At 44.8% G+C, this 22,450-nt stretch carries 23 protein-coding genes and 2 tRNA genes; 21 read left to right on the forward strand and 4 right to left on the reverse strand.

Annotated elements, in window-relative coordinates; all coding sequences use genetic code 11:
• Window positions 1-9: 9 nt before the first annotated feature.
• Window positions 10-1,953 (forward strand): beta-CASP ribonuclease aCPSF1, encoded by a 1,944-nt coding sequence (locus tag QXL29_07580; protein MEM2284454.1) that lies wholly within the window; start codon window positions 10-12, stop codon window positions 1,951-1,953.
• Window positions 1,954-2,058: 105 nt separating this feature from the next.
• The gene (locus QXL29_07585) at window positions 2,059-2,559 is read left to right on the forward strand and encodes a flavin reductase family protein (GenBank protein ID MEM2284455.1); all 501 of its coding nucleotides are present in this window, start codon (window positions 2,059-2,061) and stop codon (window positions 2,557-2,559) included.
• Between the two features lie 197 nt (window positions 2,560-2,756).
• On the opposite strand, the gene QXL29_07590 is transcribed toward QXL29_07585, so the two are convergent.
• The 3 genes from QXL29_07590 to QXL29_07600 all read right to left on the reverse strand — a co-directional run bounded on the left by QXL29_07590 (window position 2,757) and on the right by QXL29_07600 (window position 5,119).
• Window positions 2,757-2,833, reverse strand: a tRNA-Ala gene (locus QXL29_07590).
• Window positions 2,834-2,911: 78 nt separating this feature from the next.
• The gene (locus QXL29_07595; protein MEM2284456.1) at window positions 2,912-4,474 is read right to left on the reverse strand and encodes a radical SAM protein; all 1,563 of its coding nucleotides are present in this window, start codon (window positions 4,472-4,474) and stop codon (window positions 2,912-2,914) included.
• Between the two features lie 126 nt (window positions 4,475-4,600).
• Window positions 4,601-5,119 (reverse strand): PUA domain-containing protein, encoded by a 519-nt coding sequence (locus tag QXL29_07600; protein ID MEM2284457.1) that lies wholly within the window; start codon window positions 5,117-5,119, stop codon window positions 4,601-4,603.
• Between the two features lie 87 nt (window positions 5,120-5,206).
• Between QXL29_07600 and QXL29_07605 the strand changes: the two genes are divergently transcribed.
• The 17 genes from QXL29_07605 to QXL29_07685 all read left to right on the forward strand — a co-directional run bounded on the left by QXL29_07605 (window position 5,207) and on the right by QXL29_07685 (window position 18,293).
• Window positions 5,207-5,425, forward strand: a complete 219-nt coding sequence (locus tag QXL29_07605) for an LSm family protein (protein MEM2284458.1) — start codon at window positions 5,207-5,209, stop codon at window positions 5,423-5,425.
• Between the two features lie 12 nt (window positions 5,426-5,437).
• Complete coding sequence (locus QXL29_07610; protein ID MEM2284459.1) at window positions 5,438-5,626, forward strand: 50S ribosomal protein L37e; 189 nt, start codon at window positions 5,438-5,440, stop codon at window positions 5,624-5,626.
• Window positions 5,627-5,702: 76 nt separating this feature from the next.
• On the forward strand, window positions 5,703-5,993 hold the full coding sequence (locus QXL29_07615) for a DUF211 domain-containing protein (protein ID MEM2284460.1): 291 nt from the start codon (window positions 5,703-5,705) through the stop codon (window positions 5,991-5,993).
• A gap of 32 nt (window positions 5,994-6,025) precedes the next feature.
• On the forward strand, window positions 6,026-7,168 hold the full coding sequence (locus QXL29_07620) for a cation:proton antiporter (GenBank protein MEM2284461.1): 1,143 nt from the start codon (window positions 6,026-6,028) through the stop codon (window positions 7,166-7,168).
• Window positions 7,169-7,296: 128 nt separating this feature from the next.
• Window positions 7,297-8,430 carry an orc1/cdc6 family replication initiation protein gene (locus QXL29_07625; protein ID MEM2284462.1) on the forward strand — a complete coding sequence of 378 codons (1,134 nt, stop codon included), beginning with the start codon at window positions 7,297-7,299 and terminating at the stop codon, window positions 8,428-8,430.
• Between the two features lie 25 nt (window positions 8,431-8,455).
• The gene (locus QXL29_07630) at window positions 8,456-9,052 is read left to right on the forward strand and encodes a DUF99 family protein (GenBank protein ID MEM2284463.1); all 597 of its coding nucleotides are present in this window, start codon (window positions 8,456-8,458) and stop codon (window positions 9,050-9,052) included.
• 51 nt (window positions 9,053-9,103) lie between these two features.
• Window positions 9,104-10,312 carry an aminotransferase class I/II-fold pyridoxal phosphate-dependent enzyme gene (locus QXL29_07635; GenBank protein MEM2284464.1) on the forward strand — a complete coding sequence of 403 codons (1,209 nt, stop codon included), beginning with the start codon at window positions 9,104-9,106 and terminating at the stop codon, window positions 10,310-10,312.
• Window positions 10,313-10,325: 13 nt separating this feature from the next.
• Window positions 10,326-11,096, forward strand: coding sequence for a sulfite exporter TauE/SafE family protein (locus tag QXL29_07640; GenBank protein MEM2284465.1), 771 nt, complete (start codon window positions 10,326-10,328; stop codon window positions 11,094-11,096).
• Window positions 11,097-11,113: 17 nt separating this feature from the next.
• Entirely contained in the window at window positions 11,114-11,998 is an 885-nt protein-coding gene (locus QXL29_07645) for a transporter (protein MEM2284466.1), read from the forward strand.
• A gap of 270 nt (window positions 11,999-12,268) precedes the next feature.
• Window positions 12,269-12,356 (forward strand) — tRNA-Leu (locus tag QXL29_07650).
• A 30-nt stretch (window positions 12,357-12,386) separates the two neighbouring features.
• On the forward strand, window positions 12,387-12,941 hold the full coding sequence (locus QXL29_07655; GenBank protein MEM2284467.1) for a hypothetical protein: 555 nt from the start codon (window positions 12,387-12,389) through the stop codon (window positions 12,939-12,941).
• A gap of 85 nt (window positions 12,942-13,026) precedes the next feature.
• Window positions 13,027-13,842, forward strand: coding sequence for an S-methyl-5'-thioadenosine phosphorylase (locus tag QXL29_07660; protein ID MEM2284468.1), 816 nt, complete (start codon window positions 13,027-13,029; stop codon window positions 13,840-13,842).
• Complete coding sequence (locus tag QXL29_07665; protein ID MEM2284469.1) at window positions 13,809-14,708, forward strand: hypothetical protein; 900 nt, start codon at window positions 13,809-13,811, stop codon at window positions 14,706-14,708. Before QXL29_07660 ends, QXL29_07665 begins: the two co-directional genes overlap by 34 nt.
• A gap of 10 nt (window positions 14,709-14,718) precedes the next feature.
• On the forward strand, window positions 14,719-15,435 hold the full coding sequence (locus tag QXL29_07670) for a hypothetical protein (GenBank protein ID MEM2284470.1): 717 nt from the start codon (window positions 14,719-14,721) through the stop codon (window positions 15,433-15,435).
• A gap of 180 nt (window positions 15,436-15,615) precedes the next feature.
• Window positions 15,616-16,377 carry a metallophosphoesterase gene (locus QXL29_07675; protein ID MEM2284471.1) on the forward strand — a complete coding sequence of 254 codons (762 nt, stop codon included), beginning with the start codon at window positions 15,616-15,618 and terminating at the stop codon, window positions 16,375-16,377.
• Window positions 16,378-16,459: 82 nt separating this feature from the next.
• Entirely contained in the window at window positions 16,460-17,029 is a 570-nt protein-coding gene (locus tag QXL29_07680) for a TATA-box-binding protein (GenBank protein MEM2284472.1), read from the forward strand.
• A gap of 295 nt (window positions 17,030-17,324) precedes the next feature.
• A complete protein-coding gene (locus tag QXL29_07685; GenBank protein MEM2284473.1) occupies window positions 17,325-18,293 on the forward strand; it encodes an ABC transporter ATP-binding protein in 969 nt (322 codons plus the stop codon).
• Between the two features lie 6 nt (window positions 18,294-18,299).
• Here the strand turns inward: QXL29_07685 and QXL29_07690 are convergent, their stop codons facing one another.
• Window positions 18,300-18,818, reverse strand: a complete 519-nt coding sequence (locus QXL29_07690) for a hypothetical protein (GenBank protein MEM2284474.1) — start codon at window positions 18,816-18,818, stop codon at window positions 18,300-18,302.
• Between the two features lie 79 nt (window positions 18,819-18,897).
• Here QXL29_07690 and QXL29_07695 point away from each other — a divergent pair, with 79 nt between their 5' ends.
• Window positions 18,898-21,846 carry an ABC transporter substrate-binding protein gene (locus tag QXL29_07695; protein ID MEM2284475.1) on the forward strand — a complete coding sequence of 983 codons (2,949 nt, stop codon included), beginning with the start codon at window positions 18,898-18,900 and terminating at the stop codon, window positions 21,844-21,846.
• Window positions 21,847-22,028: 182 nt separating this feature from the next.
• Window positions 22,029-22,450: hypothetical protein (locus QXL29_07700; protein MEM2284476.1), on the forward strand; the 422-nt coding region annotated here is incomplete at its 3' end.

Below are 22,450 nucleotides of genomic sequence, written 5' to 3' on the forward strand. Positions count from 1 at the left end.
GGTTATTTAGTGGCTTTAATAGATAAGGTTAGACTGAAGATTTTAGAAGAGATATACAAGAATATACCTCCCGAGGCAGGACTAACTAAGATAGAGTTTGAAGGTCCTGAGATAGCTATATACTTGAGAGACGTGAAGAGTGTTTTAGAGAAAGAAGAACTGATTAAGTCTATAGCGAAAATCATAAAGAAGAGGGTAGTAGTCAGGGTTGATGAGTCTTCACGTAAAGACTTTAGTGATGCTCTGGAAATAATACTTAATGAAGTGCCGCCCGACCTAGGCTTAACCAAGGAAGACGTGACTTTCGACGAGGTCTTGGGGGAAGTCATAATCAAGACTACTAACCCAACAGCTTTCTTCAAAGATAAGCGCCAGCTATATAACAAGATATTCATGGAGACTGGGTGGAGGCCCCGCATACTCAGGAAGCCGCCGCTAAGGTCTTCGATTCTGGAGTCGACGGTGAAGTACTTAATATCGCAGTCAGAAGCTAGGAGGAAGATACTCAGGAGTGTTGGTGATAGGATACATAGAGACACTTTATTTAAAGACCCGTACGTGAGGATAACTGCTTTAGGAGGTTTTCAGGAGGTAGGGCGTTCATCGATACTTCTCGAGACACAGGAGTCTAAGATATTACTAGACTTCGGGTATAATCCCTCCGCACCAACACTTAAGCAGTCTATGCCTAGGCTAGACGTAGCTAACATACCTGTAGAAGATATTGACGCTGTAGTAGTTACTCACGCGCACTTAGATCACTGCGGTTTAGTACCGCTACTCTTTAAGTTTGGTTATGAGGGGCCTGTGTACGCTACTGAAGCTACTAGAGACTTGATGATCTTGCTTCAGCTAGACTTGCTCGACATATCTAAGCGTGAGGGCAAGCCACTACCCTTCGACTTGCAAGACGTTCATAAGGCGCTACTGCATACAGTGACTCTGAAGTACGGTGAAGTCACTGACATAGCTCCTGACGTGAGACTCACTTTTTATAGGGCTGGGCACATACTCGGTTCAGCTATTGCGCACCTACACATAGGTGTGGGTCTGCACAACATAGTCTACACTAGTGATTTCAAGTACGGGAAGACTAGACTACTTGATGAAGCACACACAGAGTTCCCGAGAGTCGATACTCTCTTGATGGAGTCTACTTACGGGAACGCCACGCAGTTGCCTAGAGATGAGGCGGAGGCTAAGTTCGTGGACGTGATTAACAGGACTCTCCAGAGGAAGGGTAAGGTACTCATACCTACTCTCGCGGTTGGTAGAGCTCAGGAAGTGCTGGCTATCCTGGCGACAGCTATGGACGAGGGTAAGATACCTGAGACACCAGTGTATGTGGAGGGCATGATAAATGAGGTGACAGCTATACACACGGCCTACCCAGACTTGCTATCAAGCGAGATACGCAACCTGATAAATGAGGGTAGGAATCCCTTCCTCCATAAAGCATTCAAGGTTGTTGAGCCTGGGAAGGCTAGAGTAGAGATAGTAGATTCTGACGAGCCAGCCGTAATACTAGCTACGTCAGGCATGCTCACAGGCGGTCCTGCAGTAGAGTACTTCAAGATCATGGCTTCAGACCCTAAGAACACTATACTATTCGTTAATTACCAGGTTGAGGGTACTCTAGGGCGTAAAGTTAAAGACGGTGTTAAGAACGTGAATCTAGTAGTAGAAGACAAGCTAGAGACTATAACTATAAACATGGAGGTAGAAGCTATAGAAGGATTTTCCGGGCATTCAGACCAGAATCAGCTACTCGCTTATCTAGAGAGCTTAACTCCTAAGCCGAAGAAGATAATACTGAATCACGGCGAGCCTGAAGCTACTAACAAGCTCTACAGCCTCATAGAAGAACGCAAGAAGAAGAACAGGTCTCTCATCCCGGCAACTACGGAAGTTTATAAGCCTAGAGTACTCGACTCGCTAGCGCTAGTTGTTTGAGTGACTCAGTATTTAATATTTTTGAATTCTATTATAACAAGGTGATTTAAGACGTACACAGAATATAGAGGGAAGTATTACCGCGTACTCCACCCGAGATTCACGATAGTATTAGGTACTCTCTGCAGGGATAACAGAGTCAACTTCATGCCTGCAAGCTGGAACACGCCAATCAGTGAGGAACCACCTACAGTAGGTGTTGTGGTAGATAGAGAAACGTTCACTAACGAATGCTTAGAAAGCTTAGGTGAAGCGACTATCAACGTACCTAGCGACACGCAACTACAGCTAGTCTACAACATAGGCTCAGTATCAGGCAGGAACGTAGATAAAGTCACCAAATTCTCTCTAGAACTAGTGCCGAGCACGCGGATTAGGCCGCCAGGACTCAAGGGCTCTATAGCGATACTAGAGAGTAGAGTTCACGAGAAAGTCCCCGTAGGCGAGGTAAACTTCTACATATTCGAAATACTCTTAGTTAAAGTCTTAGAAGGCTTAGCTGATGAATGGAGCATAGACTTCAACAAAACCAACGTGCTACTACACGGAGCTGGCAGAGTCTTCCATAAAGTCACGCCCACCAAAATCTTCGCAAAGAAACCCTAAAACAAACCTCTGCTAGAACCTCACACCTAGCCTACTACTTCAGCATGAAAAGTAAGTAAAGAGGGGAGGCTGACACCACAAGTCTTAATGATTGGAGAAGAGTCAAGAGATCTCATCAAGTCAATAACGATCCAAGTTAACGCTTTTATGGCTAGGTGCTTTAGTCGTGAGTAACTTATGTGAAGGTTTGGATAATGTGGTGGACCGGCCGGGATTTGAACCCGGGGCCTCTCGGATGCCAACCGAGCGCTCTTCCAGGCTGAGCTACCGGCCCATTAATCTAGAATTATTTAATCCTTTTAAATCTTTATCTTATGCGGGTTGTGTTAGGGTGTTTTCTTGTGTGTTTGGTTTATGTAGTGAGTATTTTGTGTCTGGTTTCTAGATATTTTGTGTTGATGCCTAGGTCTAGGTGCTTCATCCAAGGTGGGTCTTTCCACCCTTCCTTGATATATCGTAGTTCGTCTGTTCTTAGTTCTCTAATTAATTTCTTTAGGTTGCCTAGAGTTACTCCCTTGACTCCTAATTCTATTATTAAGTCTGAGGTTCTTGCGTCTCCAAGTCCTATTACTGCTTGAGTGAATAGCCAGTCAGTACTGTAGGTCTCGACTTCCACGTACTTGCTACTCAGGTTTTTCTGGAATAATGTGAGGTTGTTTTCTTTTTGTTTGATGTGTTGTGGGGGGAGGTACTGGAAGGGAGTCCACGGTTTCGGGACTAATAAGTTAATGCTTAACCTGAAGAATTTAGGCGGTATCTTAACCCCAGCTCTAAGAACTTCTTGAATCAGCTTCTTGACAGCACTTACGCTGACCCCCACATCTTCTTTAGGGAAGCCAGTCATGAGGTATAGCTTAACGTGCCTGAAGCCTGCTCGAACTGAGTAGATTAGTAATTCTTTAAGAGCCTCTACATCAAAACACTTGCCTAGAGGACACGAGATTTCAGGGACTAGGATTTCAGGAGCTATAGTCAGGGTTTTCTGACCCCCGCGAGCAATCAACTCTACACGCTTAGTAGTTAAGTAGTCAGGTCTTAAAGAAGGCACGCTAAACTCTACACCCTCAGACACTAGCTTCTCAAGCAGTTCTTCAGCGTACGGCACGTCAAAAAACGATAGTGAGTAGAAAATTACTCTCTTTGCCGGGGAAGTCTCAAGACCTTCTGACACGATGTCTTCTATTCTTCTTAAAGACCTGTACCTGAAAGGAGCTGACACGTGACCTTCTAAACAAAAAGCACAGAATCTCCTGCAACCCCTAGAAACCTCTATCCTAAGTCCCTGACCGTACACGGGCTCCTCATCTAGTGGGTGGTGCTGTGTAGTAGGGAAGAAAACACTGTCTAGGTCTTCAGCTACTGCCTTCTTCTTGACGCCCTCAGGAGGGAAAGTCACTATGTTTTCTTCTTCTCTCAACTTACTTAACGAGTCTGAATACCCGAGCAAGTCAATCAGCTTGTCTAGCAGGGGTTCTGCCTCACCTATGACGACAGCATCAGCTATCTTAGATAGTGGGAGCGGGTTTGAAGTAGGTGATAAGCCCCCGACGATGATCAGGGGCTTAGTTCCTGCTCTTCTCGGGAGCATTCCTAACCCGGCCAAGACCCTAGCTAAGTAGGGGTAGTCAAGCTCGAAAGACGCTGATACGAGTAAAACATCAAGATTATTAAGACTTAAACAAGCGTCAAGTGCTTCAACGACGTCTTCTTTATAGTCGTACACGTACCTGAACGCCAAGACTCCCTCAAGACTATTAAGGTAGTAGTAAGCTAACTGCATGAATAAAGAACTTACAGCAGCCGTGTAAGGCATGGGAACTAGAATACCTACTCTCATGTCTGAAGGACGGCCCTTCTTCAACACTCTCCCTAATTCTTTCCTAGGCTTACAAACAAACCCTACTAGCGGTAACATCCTAAACCGCACTATAATAGAAACCAACAATTTTAAGCTACTAACTCATCCACGCTACTTAATCGACCCACCCTCTTAAGGGGCGTGGGGTAGTGTCGGAGGCTAGGAGAGAACATCAAAGAATAACTAGCTTTTCTTTGCTAGTATTTCTAAGCATTTCTTCCATATCTTGTCGCCAGCGTAGTGGATGTTTTTTATTGCTTTTCCTTTACGTATACTCATTATCTCATCGCAACTCATCAGAGCTTTACCTATACAGAGTGGTGTTTCTTTCTTGGGGTTCCAGACAGTTACTAGAGCTTCTTTCTGAAAACCTGAACACTCTGTTATTCCTGGTGACATGACGTCAGCGCCGTTTAGTAAGTGCTTGACTGCACCCTCATCAACTACCGCGTATTGGGTGCTCTCGATCCCCGCCATCTTCACCAAGACTAGTGTTGGTGTCTTAATGTCCTCACCTACCTGTATGAAGGCCGGCAACCCGTTGAGGATTACTAGACTGACTTCCTGCTTACCAACACTCTCTAACTCTGTTATGAAGCCTGACTCCAGCTCACCTAACACCGCCACAAGCTTAGGGAATTGTGAGGTCACGTACTCCTCAATCTTCTTAAGTTCTTTCTTCCTCAGAGGATAACTACTCATTTCCCAGCCCGACCTAAATTAAGGCGCTTAGAAATATTTAAAGCCAACACTATATAGTTTTAGTAGTTAAGACTACGGGTGTTTGAGATGAGTGACGCGGCTCAACGATTGCTGAGTGAAAACCTCGGTAAGCTAATACTAGTCAAGCTACGCGGCAACAAGTTACTTAGGGGAGTCTTAAGAAGCTTTGACCAGCACCTAAACATAGTTCTTGAAGACGCTGAAGAAATTCTCGAGAATAACTCGAGGAAGTTAGGGGTAGTAGTGATTAGAGGAGAGAACATAATATTCATGTCGCCCGTGTAAGCAGGTGATTAGATAATGAAAGGAACTCCCTCCATGGGTAAACGGAGTAAGGGCAAGACACACATTAGGTGTAGGAGGTGCGGGAGGCACTCCTACAACGTAGCTAAGGGGTACTGCGCCGCGTGCGGTTTCGGCGCTACTAAACGTATTAGGAGGTATTCTTGGGCGAGCAAGAAAGTCAATAGAGTGAGGATTAAGTAGACGTAAGTAGAGTACTTAATATCACTAACGTAGTAATTATTTTAGACTCTGGTTTAGAGAGGTGTGTGTAAGAGAAATGGGTCTCAAGAAAATAGTCTTAGACGTGCTTAAACCTATAAGAGAGCCGACGCTAGTCACACTAGCTAAAAACCTCTCGAGAGTTAGCGGTGTTAAGGAAGTCTCTATAGTAGTTAGTGAGATGGACGTGGAGACAGTAACTTTAGTAATCACTATCAACGGCAACAACATAGACTATGACGAGGTAGAAAACACTCTGAGAGAGTTGGGTGTCGCTCTCCACAGCGTAGATGAGGTAGTATTCGAGTCTGAAGTTGCTGGAGGGACTGAGGAAGTAGAGGAAGGTTAAGAAGCCTCAGCGATTTTAGGTGATGCTTGGGCGTGGATGCTTCACTCATCTTCTTAATCGCTGCTAGTCAGTGGATTACGCTATTCTTGACTAGATACGGCATCCCGAGTATTCCAGTCTACGTGGTGTTGGGGGCTCTCTACGCTAGCTTCTCGAGCGCGAGTCAAGCAAGCACTCCCTTACTGAGTATGGCTCTACTCTTCCTGTTTTTCTATGCAGGAATGAACGTCGACTTAGATTCTGTTAGGAGGAGGCTGAGAGACGCGCTAGTCTTGACACTTCTTAACGTATCGTTGACTGTCACGTTAGTGTCTCTACTTCTCGTAGGTTTAAATGTTGGTTTGCTCGCTTCTCTAGTGGTTGGGGTAGCACTAGCTAACACCGCGACTGAGATTGTTGTGGTAGTGCTTCAAGAGTCTAGAGTTGATTTGCTTGCTGTGCGGAACTTGATTATAGCGGCTTCCTTCGTTGACGACTTACTGCTAGTGTTTCTGGTCGCGTTAGTTCAGAGTGCTGTTTTTATGGCTCCGGCGACCGCAAGTGTTAATGTCGTGTTGCTTAATATGGTTCTCTTAGGAGTTCCTTTCATAATATCATACGCTTCTTTCAAGTCTGTGAGCAGGATGTCTTGGAGTGAGTTCGTCGTCTTCGCTTCAGCTTTAGTGTTTACTTTAAGTTTCTTGACTCGCTGGCTAGGTATTTCCGAGTATATGGGTGTTTACGTAGCTGGATTAACTCTGAGTGTTTTTAAGCTAAAGAGAGACCCGACACTAACCTACTCAACAAAACTTTCTAGCTTGCTAGAACACTTAACTACTTACATGAAGTTTTTCGTGTATCCTCTCTTCTTCGTTGTTTTAGGTACTCTATTAAGTATTACTTCATTCTTTAACTTCACTACGTTATTACTGTTGCTCGCTGCTTTCTTGGGCAAGCTTCTCGGCTTCATAATATATAGTCTAGTGTTTAGTGAGCTTAGTCTTAGTGAGTCTTTCTTGGGGGGACTAATAATGAATTCTAGGGGGTCTATAGAGTCAGCACTTACTCTGACCGCATATCTTAACGGGTTAATAGACTTGAGTCTTTTTCAAGGCGCTCTAGCTGTCGTGGTATTATCTTCTATATTAGTGCCTTTCATAATTAGGATGATAATTATTAAGAAGTTTATTTATTAGTAGTGCTTATTAACTCGTATTGGTCTCTATTTGAGGGACCACTGCTTCCTATGGAGTGAGTAGAGTTGAGTAGCAATACGAGAGATATAGTGGCTGAGACGCTAGTCAAGTCTGAGAAGACTGTTTTCATGAATAGAGAAGTCCTTAGGTCTGATTACGTGCCGGAGTACTTGCCACATAGGGAGGAGCAGATTAGGAAGCTGACTGAAGTACTCTCGCCTCTGCTGAGGGGTGAGAGACCTAGTAACGTGTTTATTTACGGCTTAACAGGGACTGGCAAGACAGCAGTAGTCAAGTATATCTTGAAGAAGATCAGTGATTACGCTAAGAAAGTAGGTAATGACAGGTTCGTGCCAGTCTACATAAACTGCAGACACGAAAACACTACCTACAGAGTCTTGTCAACACTGGTTGAGTCTTTAGGTGGTAAAGTTCCTTTCACGGGGCTTTCTACGGCGGAGGTCTTCCGTAGGCTGAAGACAAGGATAGGTTCGGCCGGCAAGATAGTAGTTATCGTTCTCGACGAGGTCGACGCTCTAGTAAAGAGAGCTGGTGATGAGATTCTCTACAGGCTGACTAGGATTAACGAGGAGCTTGAGAAGGGGAAAGTCTCGGTTATCGGGATAACTAACGACGTCCGCTTCAGAGACAGCCTAGACCCTAGAGTAAGGTCTAGCTTGAGTGAGGAGGAGATACTGTTCCCTCCCTACGACGCAATACAGTTATCAGACATACTGAGAGATAGAGCTTCGAAAGCGTTTAGGCAGGGAGTCATTAGTGAGGGAGTGATAGAGTACTGTGCTTCTATAGCAGCTAAAGAACATGGAGACGCTAGGAGAGCTCTCGACTTACTCAGGATAGCTGGTGAGGTTGCGGATAGGTTAGGTGATGATCACGTCAAGATAGAGCACGTGAAGATGGCTAGAGAAGAACTAGAAAACGACATGGTCTCGGCAGTAGTTCAGACACTGCCGCAACACAGTAAGCTAGTCTTACTAGCTACCGCCTTAGCTGGAGGAAAACTCAACAGTACTGGAGACCTCTACATGAAGTACCGAGAAATAGCTAAGTCGCTAGGGCTTGAGCCAGTAACTCAGCGTAGAGTCTCAGACATAATTAGTGAGTTAGAGATGGCCGGCCTATTCATAGCTAAGGTAGTTAACAGAGGGAGGTACGGGAAGACTAAAGAGATAGAGCTAGCCGTAGACCGCAACATAATACTCAAGACACTTAAAGACGACGTAAAACTACTGAGTAAGTAAGTTCTCGTCGCTAGTTGATTAAGCAATGACTAACACACTAACTATAGGAATAGACGACGGTTACTTCACTCAAGAATTTAAGGAGTTGAGACTCAAGACTCTCTTAGTAGGTGTTTTATGCGCGGGTAAGAAGCCCAAGAGTGTTAAGATGACTACGGTAGTCGTAGACGGCTCAGACGGCACTTCCAGAGCTCTTGAAATTATTGAGGAGTTTATGAGAGACTTCACCACGAGCATCAACGCTGTTTTCTTAGACGGGGTCACTGTAGCCGGCTTCAACTTCATAGACCCGGAAGAAATCAACGCTAAGACGGGAATACCTGTCGTAGTGTTGTTTAAGACTAAGCTGAAGCTAGAGAAGGTGAAGACTGCACTAGTTAAGCACTTCAGTGATTGGAGAGATAGGTATGAAGTAATAGAACGCAATTACGGGAGGGCGCAGGAGGTAGTGACGCGCAGGAAGAACTTAAGGGTTTCTTCGTACGGGCTCGACTTAAGCGAGGTCTCTAAGCTAGTGTCGCTTCTTCAACACGTTTCCGCGGTGCCGGAACCTCTGAGGTTAGCAGACATGATAGCTTCGGGATTGACTAAGAACACGTGCCTCCTAAATATTTTGAGGTAGTTGTTTTCTCGGTTCTCGAACAAACCTTATATTCCCTTAACTGTTTTTGGTATGGTGTGTGAGGTATTGGATACTCAGCCTCTAGAAGAGTTACGTCAGGTTTTGTTTGGGGAAGTCTTAGAGAGACTCCCTACGTTTTGTCTTGAGAGGTGGCAGAGCCTACATGAAACTAGTGCTAAGGTGTTGCTCAGTGATAGCGGTGTTCACCCACTAACTCTATTTGAGTTGCTAGATTACGGGCTGAGTTTAGACCGGTTATCTAGTGCTGAGTTGGGGTATGGGTGGACTAAAGGCTCTCCGAAGCTTAGGGAAAAGATTTCCGAGATTTACGGCGGGGTTGTAGGACCTAACAATATCGTCGTGACTAACGGCTCTGCCGAGGCTAACTTAGTGACTGTAGTTGCTACTGTGAAGGCAGGTGATTTAGTGTTAGTTGATACTCCTAACTACATGCAGGTGCCCGGACTGCTTAAGTGGTTGGGGGCCCGCACTATATTCTTGAGGAGGGGTCCGCCAGACTGGAGCTTCCCTCTCGATGAAGCAGTTGCTTTGATGAAGCGACATAAACCTAAAGCTCTATTTGTGAACGACCCTAACAACCCTACAGGCACTTACATGACGAGGAGAGAGTTAGAAGAGCTTTCGCACGAGGCGGAAAAAACAAACACGCTACTCGTTTTTGATGAGGTTTACTGGGGTTCCGAACTGTATGAGTCTAGGCCAAGCATTCTTGAAGTTGCCGCGCCCGAGTTAGCGACGTCGGTATCCGGGCTTTCTAAAGTTTATGGGTTGCCGGGCCTGCGGGTAGGGTGGGTAGCGGGTTCTAAGAAATTGGCTGATAGGTTATGGAGCTTAAAAGACTACACTACTATAGCTCCCTCTATCTTGAGTGACTACATAGCCTCGGTAGTGCTTGAGCGCGAGAACGTTGAGAGACTTAGGGAGAGAGCCAGAGGTATTGTTAAGAGAAATCTAGAGATTCTCAGGGAGGCCTACGCTAGAGCTAGTGACCTTTTTGAGGTAGTCTGGCCTAGAGCGGGGGCCTACTTCCTGGCTAGGACTCCCTGGAGTAGCGATACTCTAATGATTGCTTACAGGCTCTTTAGAGAATACGGTGTTTTGGTGAATCCTGGCGAGTGTTTTGAGATACCTGGGTATCTGAGGGTGGGTTTAGGACAGCGACCTCAAGAATTTAGAGATGGTCTGCAGTACTTGATTGATAGTTTGACTAGAGTGCGTGAGGCTCTCCACACCAGCTAGAGAGGTAATTAGATTGTGGATATACTTCGTAGCTTCTTTGATAGGTTTAGGTGCGGGGGTACTGGGTTCTATGTTTGGTCTTGGAGGGGGTTTCCTGATAGTGCCCTTACTAAATATTGCAGGGGTTGATATTAGGGTGGCTGTAGGGACTTCTGCAAGTGCTATATTCTTTAACATGCTCTCTTCAACGATAGCGTACTCTAGATACAAGTACGTAGTGTATAAGGCTGGCGCCCTGCTTTCAGCGACTGCTGTAGTGACAGCATATTTCGGTGCTCAACTAACTAAAGTGTTGAATCCAGACCTGCTCAGAGTAGTTTTTGGGGTTGTCTTAGTCTTAGTAGGTTTGAGGATGATGATCTCTGCTAGCAGTGATAAAGTCTCTGAAAAGACTGCGGTCAGGTGGGGTTTGAGGAATTACGTCGTGTTGTTGTTGGGGGGTTGCTTAGCAGGCTTTATAGCAGGGCTTCTCGGCGTGGGCGGTGGTGTAGTGAATGTGCCTCTCTTAACATCTCTGGGTTTCTTGATGCACTATGCTGTAGCGACTTCTGCTATGGCTATTACTATAACTTCAGTTACTTCAGCGTTGACGCACCATACCCTAGGTAACGTAGACCTGGTTTTGCTGGCTTCTCTAACACCGCCGCTCGTTATTGGCGCGCAAGTAGGTGCTTTAATAGCTAAGAAGACTAAGTCAGTGACTCTGAAGAGAGGCTTTGTCGTGGTTTTGTGGGTTATTGCCGCGAGGATGGTGCTTAAAGGTTTGGGCTTCAACATACCTTAGCTCGAGGTCTTCAGTGAATGGTTACTGAGATAGCTGTGATGTCTGGGTTGATAATTCTCGCGTTGCTAGTTAACTACTTCCTTAATGAGATGGAGTTTTACGAGCCGTTAGTTAGTTTTTTGACTAACTTAGTTTACTGGTTTTTAATACCTTTAACGTTCTTCAAGACTTTCGGCGAGAGAGGACTGAATATCTCTGATTTGTGGGTCTTAGCGTCTTTCTTGTTTTTCACTTGTTTAGTGTTTGTTTTTGTGTATAAGTTGCGAGATTACAGCGAGTACGGTGTTAGAGAAGCGATATTCTTAACTTCCGTGTTTCCGAATTCTGTCTTTTTAGGGTTTCCCGTGAGTATGGCTTTCTTCGGTACTTTAGAAATAGCTTCTATTTTCGGGTTCTTTACAGTCACGCTGAATGTTGTTATTCCGGACTTTATGAGTTCTGAAAGACCTGCTTTAAGTAAGCTTATTAAGCACCCCGCGACTATAGGTTTCTTATCAGGTCTTGCTCTACACTACGTGTTTACAGAGTACGTTGCTTTAGTTTCTAACACTCTCTTCTGGGTAAGCTCACTCATGAGTTACTTGTCTGCATTAATACTTGGTTTGAGACTCCCTGTAAGACTTCACGTCTTCAAGAAGTACTTGAGAGAAGCGCTGGTAGTTGGGTTGTTTAGATTCGTGTTAAGCCCGCTAGTAAGTCTATTATTTATCTTGGTTTTCGGGGTCTCGTGGTTTAGAGGACTTCAGCTAATCCTGGTGAGCTCGATGCCTCCAGCACTAATAAACATCATAATGTCTCAAAAACATGGTTGGAAACCCGAGCTAGTCTCGGCAGTTACGGCAGTACTGACGCTCTTCAACTTAATATGCTTGATAATTCTCAGCGCATCAATTAGCTTGTGAATTCTCGCAACAAGAATCACCTCATACTCTAGTCTTAGGGCTCCGTAGCTGTTTCAAAAAGTAAGTCTCTGCAGGATTCCTCTAGAGCTAGATATGAGTTCCGTGCTGCTGAGCTTAAAGAGTGCCCATGATCTCGCATAGAGCGGCTGGTAGCCACAGCGAGCCATGAAGCAGAAGCACAACCCACCCTACCAAAAATCTAGGCAGGAAACAGAACTAGGTTCTCAACCCTTAAATTCTTATTAACAACCAACTAACATATAATTATTGGCGGGGGTGCCCGAGCCAGGTCAAAGGGGTCAGGCTTAGGCCCTGATGGCGTAGGCCTGCGTGGGTTCAAATCCCACCCCCCGCACCAACGCCGGAGGTAAGAGGTGATCAAGTCCGAATGTGGTCAAGAAGTTATATGCCTATCCACCTGTTATTTATTGCTATAGTAGCGTTTCCTACGTTGGCGATATTAACAATTATGTTAACTCACATCGGTCCTGACATAGCGTTTTGCAGAAGTCTTTGTGAAGTGTATTCGATAGGGTGTAAATATAATAGCTGGCTAGGCTGCAGGTTTGAGCTCGAGGGGATAAGCATTAATGCTACCTACGTGCCAATAGTCGTCGTTGTAGGCGTCGCGACTGCCTTAATCACTGTTTACTTATGGATTAGTACACTATACGTTGAAGTAAATCAAGACGGGATTCTAGTCGTTAAAAACTTCTTTCTACGCAGGAAGACCTACATACCCAGAAACGAGATACTGCACGTTTATGTTCAGACTCCGAATCCTTTAGGGATGTGGTTTAGGCAAGGTAGGTCTAAAGCGATAATAGTTCATGAGAAGGGTACGACAGTGTTCGCGCTGTACTCGGGGGACTTAATAGAGTTTCCTGAAGCGGTTATGAAGTACGTAGGCATAACACCTAGCACTATTGAGTCAGCTTTATGAGTTCGGCCTAGTATTCTTGACTCAGTCTGTGAGGGATTAAGCTATAGTTTTAAGCTTAGCTTAGTAATATTTGTTGGTGGGTTAAGTGCTTGTTAAGCCTCCTGTCACGGTTGATGTAGGTATTATTGGTGGGAGTGGCTTGTATGATCCGGGAATGTTTAAGGAGACTAGAGAGTTCAAGGTTTACACTCCGTACGGTCCTCCATCAGATAACGTCTTAGTCGGTTCATATGGTGGTAGGTTAGTTGCTTTCATTCCTAGACATGGTAGGGGTCATAAGATACCTCCACACAAGATTAATTACCGAGCCAATATTTGGGCTCTCAAGTCTTTAGGTGTTAAGTGGGTTGTTGCTGTCTCTGCTGTAGGGTCTTTAAGAGAAGACTACATGCCGGGAGACCTCGTAATACCCGATCAATTCATAGACATGACTAAGAAGAGGGTCTACAGCTTCTTCGACGGCTCTCTAGTAGGGCATGTCAGTATGGCTGACCCTTTCTGCCCTACTCTGAGGAAGCTGATCTTAGACGTAGGTGGCTCGCTAAACTTTAGGATACATCCTAGAGGTACTTACGTGTGTATCGAGGGTCCTAGATTCTCTACTAGGGCTGAGTCTAGAGTGTGGAAGGAGGTGTTTAAAGCTGACGTAGTTGGCATGACTTTAGTGCCTGAAGTAAACTTAGCTAGAGAAGCTGAAATACATTACGCTACCATAGCTTTAGTCACAGACTACGACGTCTGGGCTGAGAAACCCGTGACTGCTGAGGAGGTAGCTAAGGTAATGTCTGAGAATGTCGAGAAAGCTAAGAAAATTCTCGCAAACCTCATACCTAAGATACCTAAGCCTGAGGAAGCGGTGGAGTGCTGGTGCGAGAAGAGCTTGAGAGACGCTCTAATCTGATAGAAACTCTAACACGAAAACTGAGTAGGGATAAGATTCAAGAATTGAGGAGTAAGTCTCTCTCGATAATGGATTTCATCAGGAACTCTAGCAAAGTAATAACTACTACTTCAGACTTTTACGAGTCTCCGGCTAGGTATGCCTCAATAATTTTTTCTTCAATAACTGATAAAGACGTGAGGTACGTAGACCCTGAAGACTTGATGTATTATATAGCCCCCTACGATGAGGGGAGAGAACCCAGTATCATCATTTACTCATCTAGTGAGGGACTACATAATCTCAGACTACTTACTGACCAGCTGATATGGACTAACCACAGAGTCTTGGTAGTTACTCAAAGCAAGCTAGGGGAAGACCTCGAGTATAGACTGAGTAGTAGTGTCGTGGTTGACTTAAACACGGATGAGTGGTTGCTGCACTCACACATAATCACCTCACTAACTGCTGGAGAGTTAGCTCCTAGTAAGTCATTACGTGGAGTCAGAATCACTGAAGAATTAACTTCCTTAAACGCTGAAGTACTGGAAGACCTGCTTCGAACGTACGATAAAGTATTGAAGGAGTTGAGGAGGTTTATTACAGAGCCTTTCATAACTACTGCTAGCCCGTCGATGTGGGGGGTTGCTGAGGGGCTAGCTTACGAGCGCCTGCTTAACACGTACTTAGTCAGGCCTGAGGCAGTCTCTAAACACGTTCTTAAGATAAAGAAAGTTCTGGTAGTGTCTACAGATGTTGAGGAGTATTCTCTGAAGTTCGTGAAAGGCTTGTCAATCACTCAAGGTATTGAGGTATTCCCTCTAAATCTCAGGACAGACCCCCTAACATCACCTATCTACGGCTTACTACTAATAAAGTTCTTGTGAGGTATTCGAGTTGAAGAAATTGTTTGTTATGGGGGCTTCAGGCAAGCTAGTCAGGCATATAGTGTCGTCGCTGACTAAAGACTACGAGCTCTTCCTGCAGTGTAGTAGGAAGTGTGAAGAGCTGAGAGAGTTTTTGGTTAGTGCTGGCGGCGGATTAAGTAATTCAAGTACTCACTTGATAAGACATGATTTCCTAGAAGAAGGTGTTGAGAGCTTATCTAAGAAGTTGAGAGAATTAACGAGTAGTCTAGACGCTTCTATACTTATTGAGCCCGTGTTCGATCAAACCCCTTTTCAAGACTTACGTGAGGACCTCATCAAGAAAATAATTTACTTAGATTTGGTAGTGCCGGTATCCTTGATTAGGATTCTGACTCCCTTCATGTCTAGTAGAGAGTCAGTAATTATTGTTTTGGTAGACCTAACACCTTTCGAGGGTTCTAGAGTTTACGCAGGACTTAACCCCTCATTACCTACGGTTGCTTCGTCAGCCGCTCTCTACGCGGTAGTTAAGGAATCCCTGCATTACTTACCCAGTAATATTAAGGTGTTTGGTGTTGCTCTCGACTGGGTCAGAGTCCCTTCTAAGAAGTTGCCGTCAAACGTTGCTTCAGTAGCTATGAGTGTAGAAGATGTTGTGAGGTTTGTTAAGGGGTTGCTAGAGGAACCCTCTAAAATCTCTTCTGGGGCTTTAATTAGGTTGAGTCGTCGGGGAGGAACTACTTAGTTCAGACGCGGGTTCTCACATCACTGCTCAACCCTTGTAAGCTTCATCATCAACATAATATTACTCTTCTAGCTTAAATTTCTTGAAGTCCCTATTAGTGTGGGAGACCTGACGCCTGGTCGCGCGGCCCCGCGATAGTGGGGGAAGTAAGCAGTAGTGTTTAGTTAGGTGTTTGTGAAGATGGAGTTAGTGCCGGGAGCTGAGGTAGCTGGCGTGTCGCCAGCACTCTACTTGCGGAAGTACAAGACCTTAATTGTGGCTGACACTCACATTGGTTACGAGGACGAGCTTGCTTCAAGAGGTGTTTTCATACCTCGTTTTCAGTTGAAGAGAGTTATTGAGTTGCTTGAGAGACTCTTTAGTAGCTTCCTCGTGAGTAAGTTAGTGATAGCTGGAGACCTTAAACACAGCTTTAGCGGGATAGGCGTTGCCGAGAAGAGAGAATTGATGAAGTTTTTCACGTATGTAGCGCCTAAGGTAGAGGAAGTAATTGTTGTTAGGGGGAATCACGACAATTACTTGCCCCTACTAAAGAAGAAGTTTGATTTCATGTTTGAGGATTACGTTGTTTTAGGAGAATACCTAGTGATTCACGGCCATAGACCCATCCCTGAAGACGTCGGCAGTTCGTGGGAATACCTCATCTTAGGTCATGAACACCCAAGCATAACACTGAGAGATAGTGTGGGGAGGTTAGGCAAGTTTTCTTGCTTTTTAGTGGGGGAGATAAGTAACTTGAACAAGGTTTTCGTCACGTTGCCGGCTACAGGAGCTTACCAAACAGGATCTAGAATAACACTAGATAAAGAAACCTACATATCGCCGATACTGAGAGAGAACGCCTCAATACCGAACATAAAGCCAGTCATAGTTGATGAGGAGATAGGAGTTTTTGAGTTGCCGCAACTAAAAGACATTGCTGAATACCTCTACACCAAGTAAGTTGCGGTGCTTGAGGAGTCGTTGCGTAATATCCTGATTTATAAAGGCTTAAATACGTTATTAAATTATTGGGTGCTTAAAAGTGGAGATCAGGCCTATTATTAGGATTGAGAATATCGTAGCTACTGCAACACTTGACCAGACTCTTGATTTAGGTGCTGTGGCTAGGACTGTTTCGAACGTTGAGTACGACCCTGAGGAGTTTCCCGGCCTTATTTACAGGCTTAGCAAGCCTAGACTAACTGCATTGATATTCAACTCAGGTAAGATGGTTATTACTGGAGCTAAGAGCAAGAATCAACTGATTGACGGGTTTAAGAAGATAATCAGGGCTTTCGTCAGGCACGGCATAATAATAGTTGGAAAGCCCAGAATACAGATACAGAATATAGTTGCTTCAGCTAGTTTAGGCGTTGAGGTAGATCTAGAGAAGGCAGCTATAATACTCCCTAACGTCATGTATGAGCCGGAACAATTCCCCGGCCTGATTCACAGGATGGATGACCCGAAAGTAGTCCTCTTAATATTCAGTAGTGGTAAGATGGTCATAACTGGAGCTAAAGATGAGGAAGAAGTCAGTAATGCGGTAAACAAGATATTTGAGAAACTTAAAGAACTTAAGTGTGTTAGGGAAATTCCCTCTACCCTCTGACAGAAACTCAATCCCGCTCTAAAGTTTTTACTACGCAGATTAATTACGTTAATAGGTTTGATTCCTTCCCCGCCCTAAAGAGCTGGTTTCCGGTTGTAAGTATGTAGTCAGAGTGAACTGCGGTCTTCATCCCCTCACGAGTCTTAGGCTGCCCACCTCATCATCGAAAGAATTAGTGTTTAGATTAATTTAAGCTTCTCCTGACGTGTGCTGCGCTGTTTTCTTGCGGAGTCTTCTAGTAGCGAATTCAAAAATATTTAAATTGGTTTCTATAAGTTTTTCTAGGTGTGCTAGGGTGAGTTCCTCGAGAGCTGTGTTGGAGGTCAATAATCTGAAGGTTTATTACCGTACTCTAGCAGGGCTTGTGAGAGCTGTTGATGACGTCTCGTTAAGTGTTGGTGAGGGCGAGGTTCTCGGCCTGGCTGGCGAGTCCGGGTGTGGTAAGTCTACTCTAGGTTATGCTCTACTCGGTCTAGTTCCTCCGCCAGGCAGGATTGAGGGTGGTAGGATAGTCATTGACGGCATAGAGATTACTAAGCTCAGTGAGGGTGATTTAAGGAAAGTTAGGTGGAATAAAGTTAGTATGATATTTCAGGGAGCTATGAACGTTCTTAACCCAGTCTACACTATTGAGAAGCAATTAACTGAGGTGCTCGCAGTACATAAGGGGTTAACACAGGGAGAGGCTATCAAGGTAGTTATTGGCGCGCTTAAGCAGGTAGGTCTGAACCCTGAGTTAATGAAGAGATACCCGCATGAGTTGAGTGGCGGGATGAAGCAGAGAGTAGTGATAGCGATGGCTCTGCTACTCAAGCCTAAGCTAGTTATTGCTGACGAACCAACCACGGCTTTAGACGTAGTTATTCAAGCGCAGATCATGAACTTACTGAAGAAGATTAAGTCGGAAGAGAAGACTTCGATGATCTTCATAACTCACGACCTGAGCTTAATAGCTGAGATTTCTGATAGGATAGCTATCATGTACGCAGGTAAAATAGCTGAGATAGGGCCTTCAGAAGAGATATTTAACGATCCTAAACACCCCTACACGCAGGGGTTGCTTAAGAGCATACCTCGTTTAAGATCAAAGGAGAAAATAACGTGGATACCGGGTGTTCCTCCAGACCTCAGGAGACCCCCAACAGGGTGCAGGTTTAACCCTAGATGTCCTTACGTGATGGAAGTGTGTAGGCGTGAAGAACCGCCGATGATACGGTTAGGCGAGAACCACTACGTGTCTTGCTGGCTACACGCTAGAGGTTAATACTCTCTACTTAGCTCGCTTACTTTCTGTTTTAAGACTCTTTTTAAAGACTCTCTCAATGTGGGTAAGTGCTGCGTATGCTACTATAACGATTCCGCAAACCCATGAAGCCAGAATAGGTAGTAGTAAGTAAGACTTCTGCTGAATCAATAACGCATTCAGGCAGACTACTAAGTTAGTGTCTTCGTAGGGAATTACGTAAGCGTAGAAATACGTGACGTCATCTATGAAGTACGTGAACTTAGACACGACTACAACAGACTTAGGTTCCGCGTCGCTGACGCCGTAAGTCACGTTAAGTATTGTTTCTCTGTCACTCACTATACTTAGAGACACGTTACTTAAACTTGCTGGGAGCGTGTAATTACCCCAATATATGAGTAAGCCCTCGAAAGCCTTCAGTGAATACTCACGACACTCCTCAAAGCCTATTACTTCAGGTATTGCTGACGCAATGCTTAAGACTAACGAAATCACTAGAAGTAACACACCAACTAGAACTAACGTCCTCGTCCTCACCCTCATCTTGAGGCTACCATCATAGATAGTCATGAACGTAAAAGTTTATAAAGGTTCATCAGTAGATTTATAGTGAGGTGACTATATGAAAAAGTACGCATCCTTAACTATACTCTCACTCATCTTAATAGCTACGGTGGTAGTATTCTCGGCTGTAGTGGGCGCGCAACAACAAGTAGGTCCCGCATCAGAGTCTATAACCTTTAAGAGGTACCCACTAGTTCCCGACACTATAGCTGCCGCGTTCCAGTCAGGCGAGATACAGGCTTACATATTTGGTATCAGACCAACTCAGTTAGATGCATTCAAAACCATAGAAGCTAACATCACGTATGTTGCCGCGCCAGGAGGCTTAGTAGACATAATACTCAACCCAGCACCAGTTAAGACAGTCAATTTAACGGGAGACCATACCGGCAAAACTGTTACGGAGATAGCTAATATGCTCGGAGTTCCTGACAACATAATAGTTCAGTACTACTACGACTCAGAAAAGGGCGTGACCTTCGTGGATTTAGCTGCTGACGGGGAGAGGATAAATCCTCTCGGGATTAAGAGACTCAGGTTTGCACTAAACTTCGTAGCTAACAGAGACTACATAGTGAACACGCTCTACAGAGGCTATGCCTCACCCATGTATACTTTCTTATCTGCTTACGACCCAGACTACGCGTTAGTCGCTGACATAATACTTGCTTACAACTTCAAGTACGACCCCTACTATGCTAGGAAGGTAGTGAGTGAGGAAATGACTAAAGCAGGGGCTTACTTAGTTGGTGGTAAGTGGTACTATGCTGGTAGTCCGGTGGTTTTGAAGTTTATTATAAGACAAGAAGATGAGAGGCTTGATATAGGTGAGGAATTCTCTAAAGACCTGGAATTCTTAGGCTTTACGATCGATAAACTCATAACGACGTTTGACGTAGCTCTAGCTAAGGTGTATGACACAGACCCTGCTGATTTTGAATGGCACCTCTACACTGAGGGCTGGGGTAAGTCAGCACCAGACAAGTATGACTCTGGAACTATCAATCAAATGTGTGCGCCGTGGGTTGGCTACATGCCTGGATGGCAGACAGAAGGTTGGTGGTGGTACAGGAACGACTTCATAGACGAGTATGGGCAGAAGATATACTTAGGTTTATTCACTAGCAGGGAAGAAAGAGACACATGGTATAGGGACGTGACTAAGACATGTATAGAAGACTCAATAAGGATATGGTTGGCTACTAGAATGGACATACATGTAGTAGTAAAGACTATGAAAGGCATAACTACAGACTTAGGTGCCGGAATGAGGTCACCGTTCAATACTAAGGGAGTATATGTTCCGGGCAAGCCTGACCTAACCTTCGGTCATCTATGGGTCTACACTGCCCGAACTATTTGGAACATATACGGCGGCTTTACGGACGTTTACAGCGTTGATATAGAGAGAGCTACTTACGACCCAATGATGTGGTCTCACCCACACAACGGTCTCCCAATACCTATTAGGTCGAGCTACGAGGTCGTTACTGCAGGTCCTGATGGGAAGCTACCGATACCTTCAGACGCTATCTGGTGGGACGCCTCGCAAGGCATGTGGGTCTATGCTAACACGTTAGGGAGAGTTAATGCGACCAGCGTCGTCAAGTTTGACATGTCTAAATACTTAGGTGCTAAATGGCACCACGGACAGACAATAACTTGGGCTGACATACTAGGTAGCTGGGCTTTATGGCTAGACATATGCTACAACGAGACTAAAGCAAACTACGAGACCCCGATATCAGGTCCTAACAAGCCGCTCTTCGACACCTTCAAGGCGTTGAGGATAGTAGGCGATACTTTAGAGGTATACGTAGATTACTGGCACTTCGAACCAGCCTACATAGCGAGCTACGCCACATTAACTCCCGTAAACCCTGTCGAGTTACTAATGGTTGAGAATTATCTAGTATTTGACTCTAAGAACTACACGTTCTCAACTACATTGAGCACTCGAACAGGACTGCCTGTGTTGAACCCAGTTCCGTTCCCCGATCACGCGGCATCAATAAAGAGCGTAGCTGATGCGTGGAGAGGAGCCGCATACTTGCCGAGCAAATACTTCACGCTACCTGACGGAACTAACCTTATGTCCGAAAACGAATGGAGTGGCAGGTTAGACGCTCTATCAGCTTGGATAGCACAACACAACCACGCGTGGATTTCGCAAGGACCATACTACCTAGACACCTTTGATAGACTTGCGCAACAAGCTACAATCAGAGCTTTCAGAGACCCAACATACCCGCTCACGCCAGACTTCTGGAACTTAGGCGGCATAATATCTCCGAAGATAGGTGATGTGATAGCTCCAGCATCGATAGAGATAGGCAGTAACCAGACAGTCTCGCTCACAGTGCTTGGTGTAGGGCCTTTCAGTGTTAAATACATATTGAGAGAGAAAGGCACCAACAAGATAATGGCTGTGGGTACTGCTACCGAGGTGGAGCCAGGTGTTTTCGAGATATTCATAGGTAGTGATGTGACTTCTGAATTCAGACCATACTACTACTATGAGCTACTACTAATAGCAACCAGTGAGGCGGTAGCAGTAATAGACACTACTACAGTGACTTTCGAGTCTGTGCCTTCTCTAGCAGAGTTGGAGAAGAGCTTGAGAGAAGCTATATCTGGAGTAGCTCAGCAGACTCAAGCACAGCTAGAAGCCTTGAGAGAAACGTTCTCGCTAGCTCTAGGAGCTATAGGTGAGACACTCATCTCAACACTAACTAACATGAGCAACAGTATTACATACCTACTTAACATGACTACCTCTACGATAATCACAAACATGAACACTCAATACAACACGCTGTCTTCTAAGATAGATGATGTTTCAGGCAGGATCTCTACGGTTGAAAGCGAGGTGAGTGACTTGAGCAAGAGTGTAGAGGATATTGGTGGTGCGGTAAGTTCACTAACAACTTACGTGACTATCGTTCTAGTCATATCGATAATTAACTTGATAGTGAGTGTCGTACTACCTTTCATGAGAAAGAAGTAGTAAGAACTCCTTTTTAGATCATGTTTTTATTTTAAAAATAATATCAAGTTACCTTGTTCTATCGCTTGTTACTCCCGGCTCAGGGGAAGCTACTCTTAACAGAGTTAGCTCTGTTCTGAGGGGCTGATAAGGCTCTTAAAAATTTTTAAATCCTGGTAGATAGTCTTGTGAGGGTGTGTGTATTGGGCGTTGCTACGGTATTAGCGCGGAGAGCGATATTCCTGGTGTTAGCTCTATTTCTTGCAGTATTACTGACTGGATTCATACTTGGAATTACTGGTTATATAGATGCTATAATAAATGCTATAATAAATGATGAGGTTCGAGCGTATAGACAGATGCTGATTTCATTACCGCAGAAACCTCCGCCTGAAGAGTTAGAGAGGTTAGTTAGCCAATATAGGCAGGAATTAATAGAGTATTGGGGTATGGATAAGCCTTGGTATGTCAGGATAATTCCGATGGTCTTTAATACCTTAACCCTTAACTTAGGGAAGACTCAAAGTCCTGAAGTAGCGAACGTTGCTGGATTAGCGCCTAACTCGCCAGTTAATAGTGTGATACTATCATGCCTTCCTAGAACCATATTCATGATAACTTTTGC

The sequence above is a fragment of the Zestosphaera sp. genome, assembly GCA_038843015.1.
GTDB lineage: Archaea > Thermoproteota > Thermoprotei_A > Sulfolobales > NBVN01 > Zestomicrobium.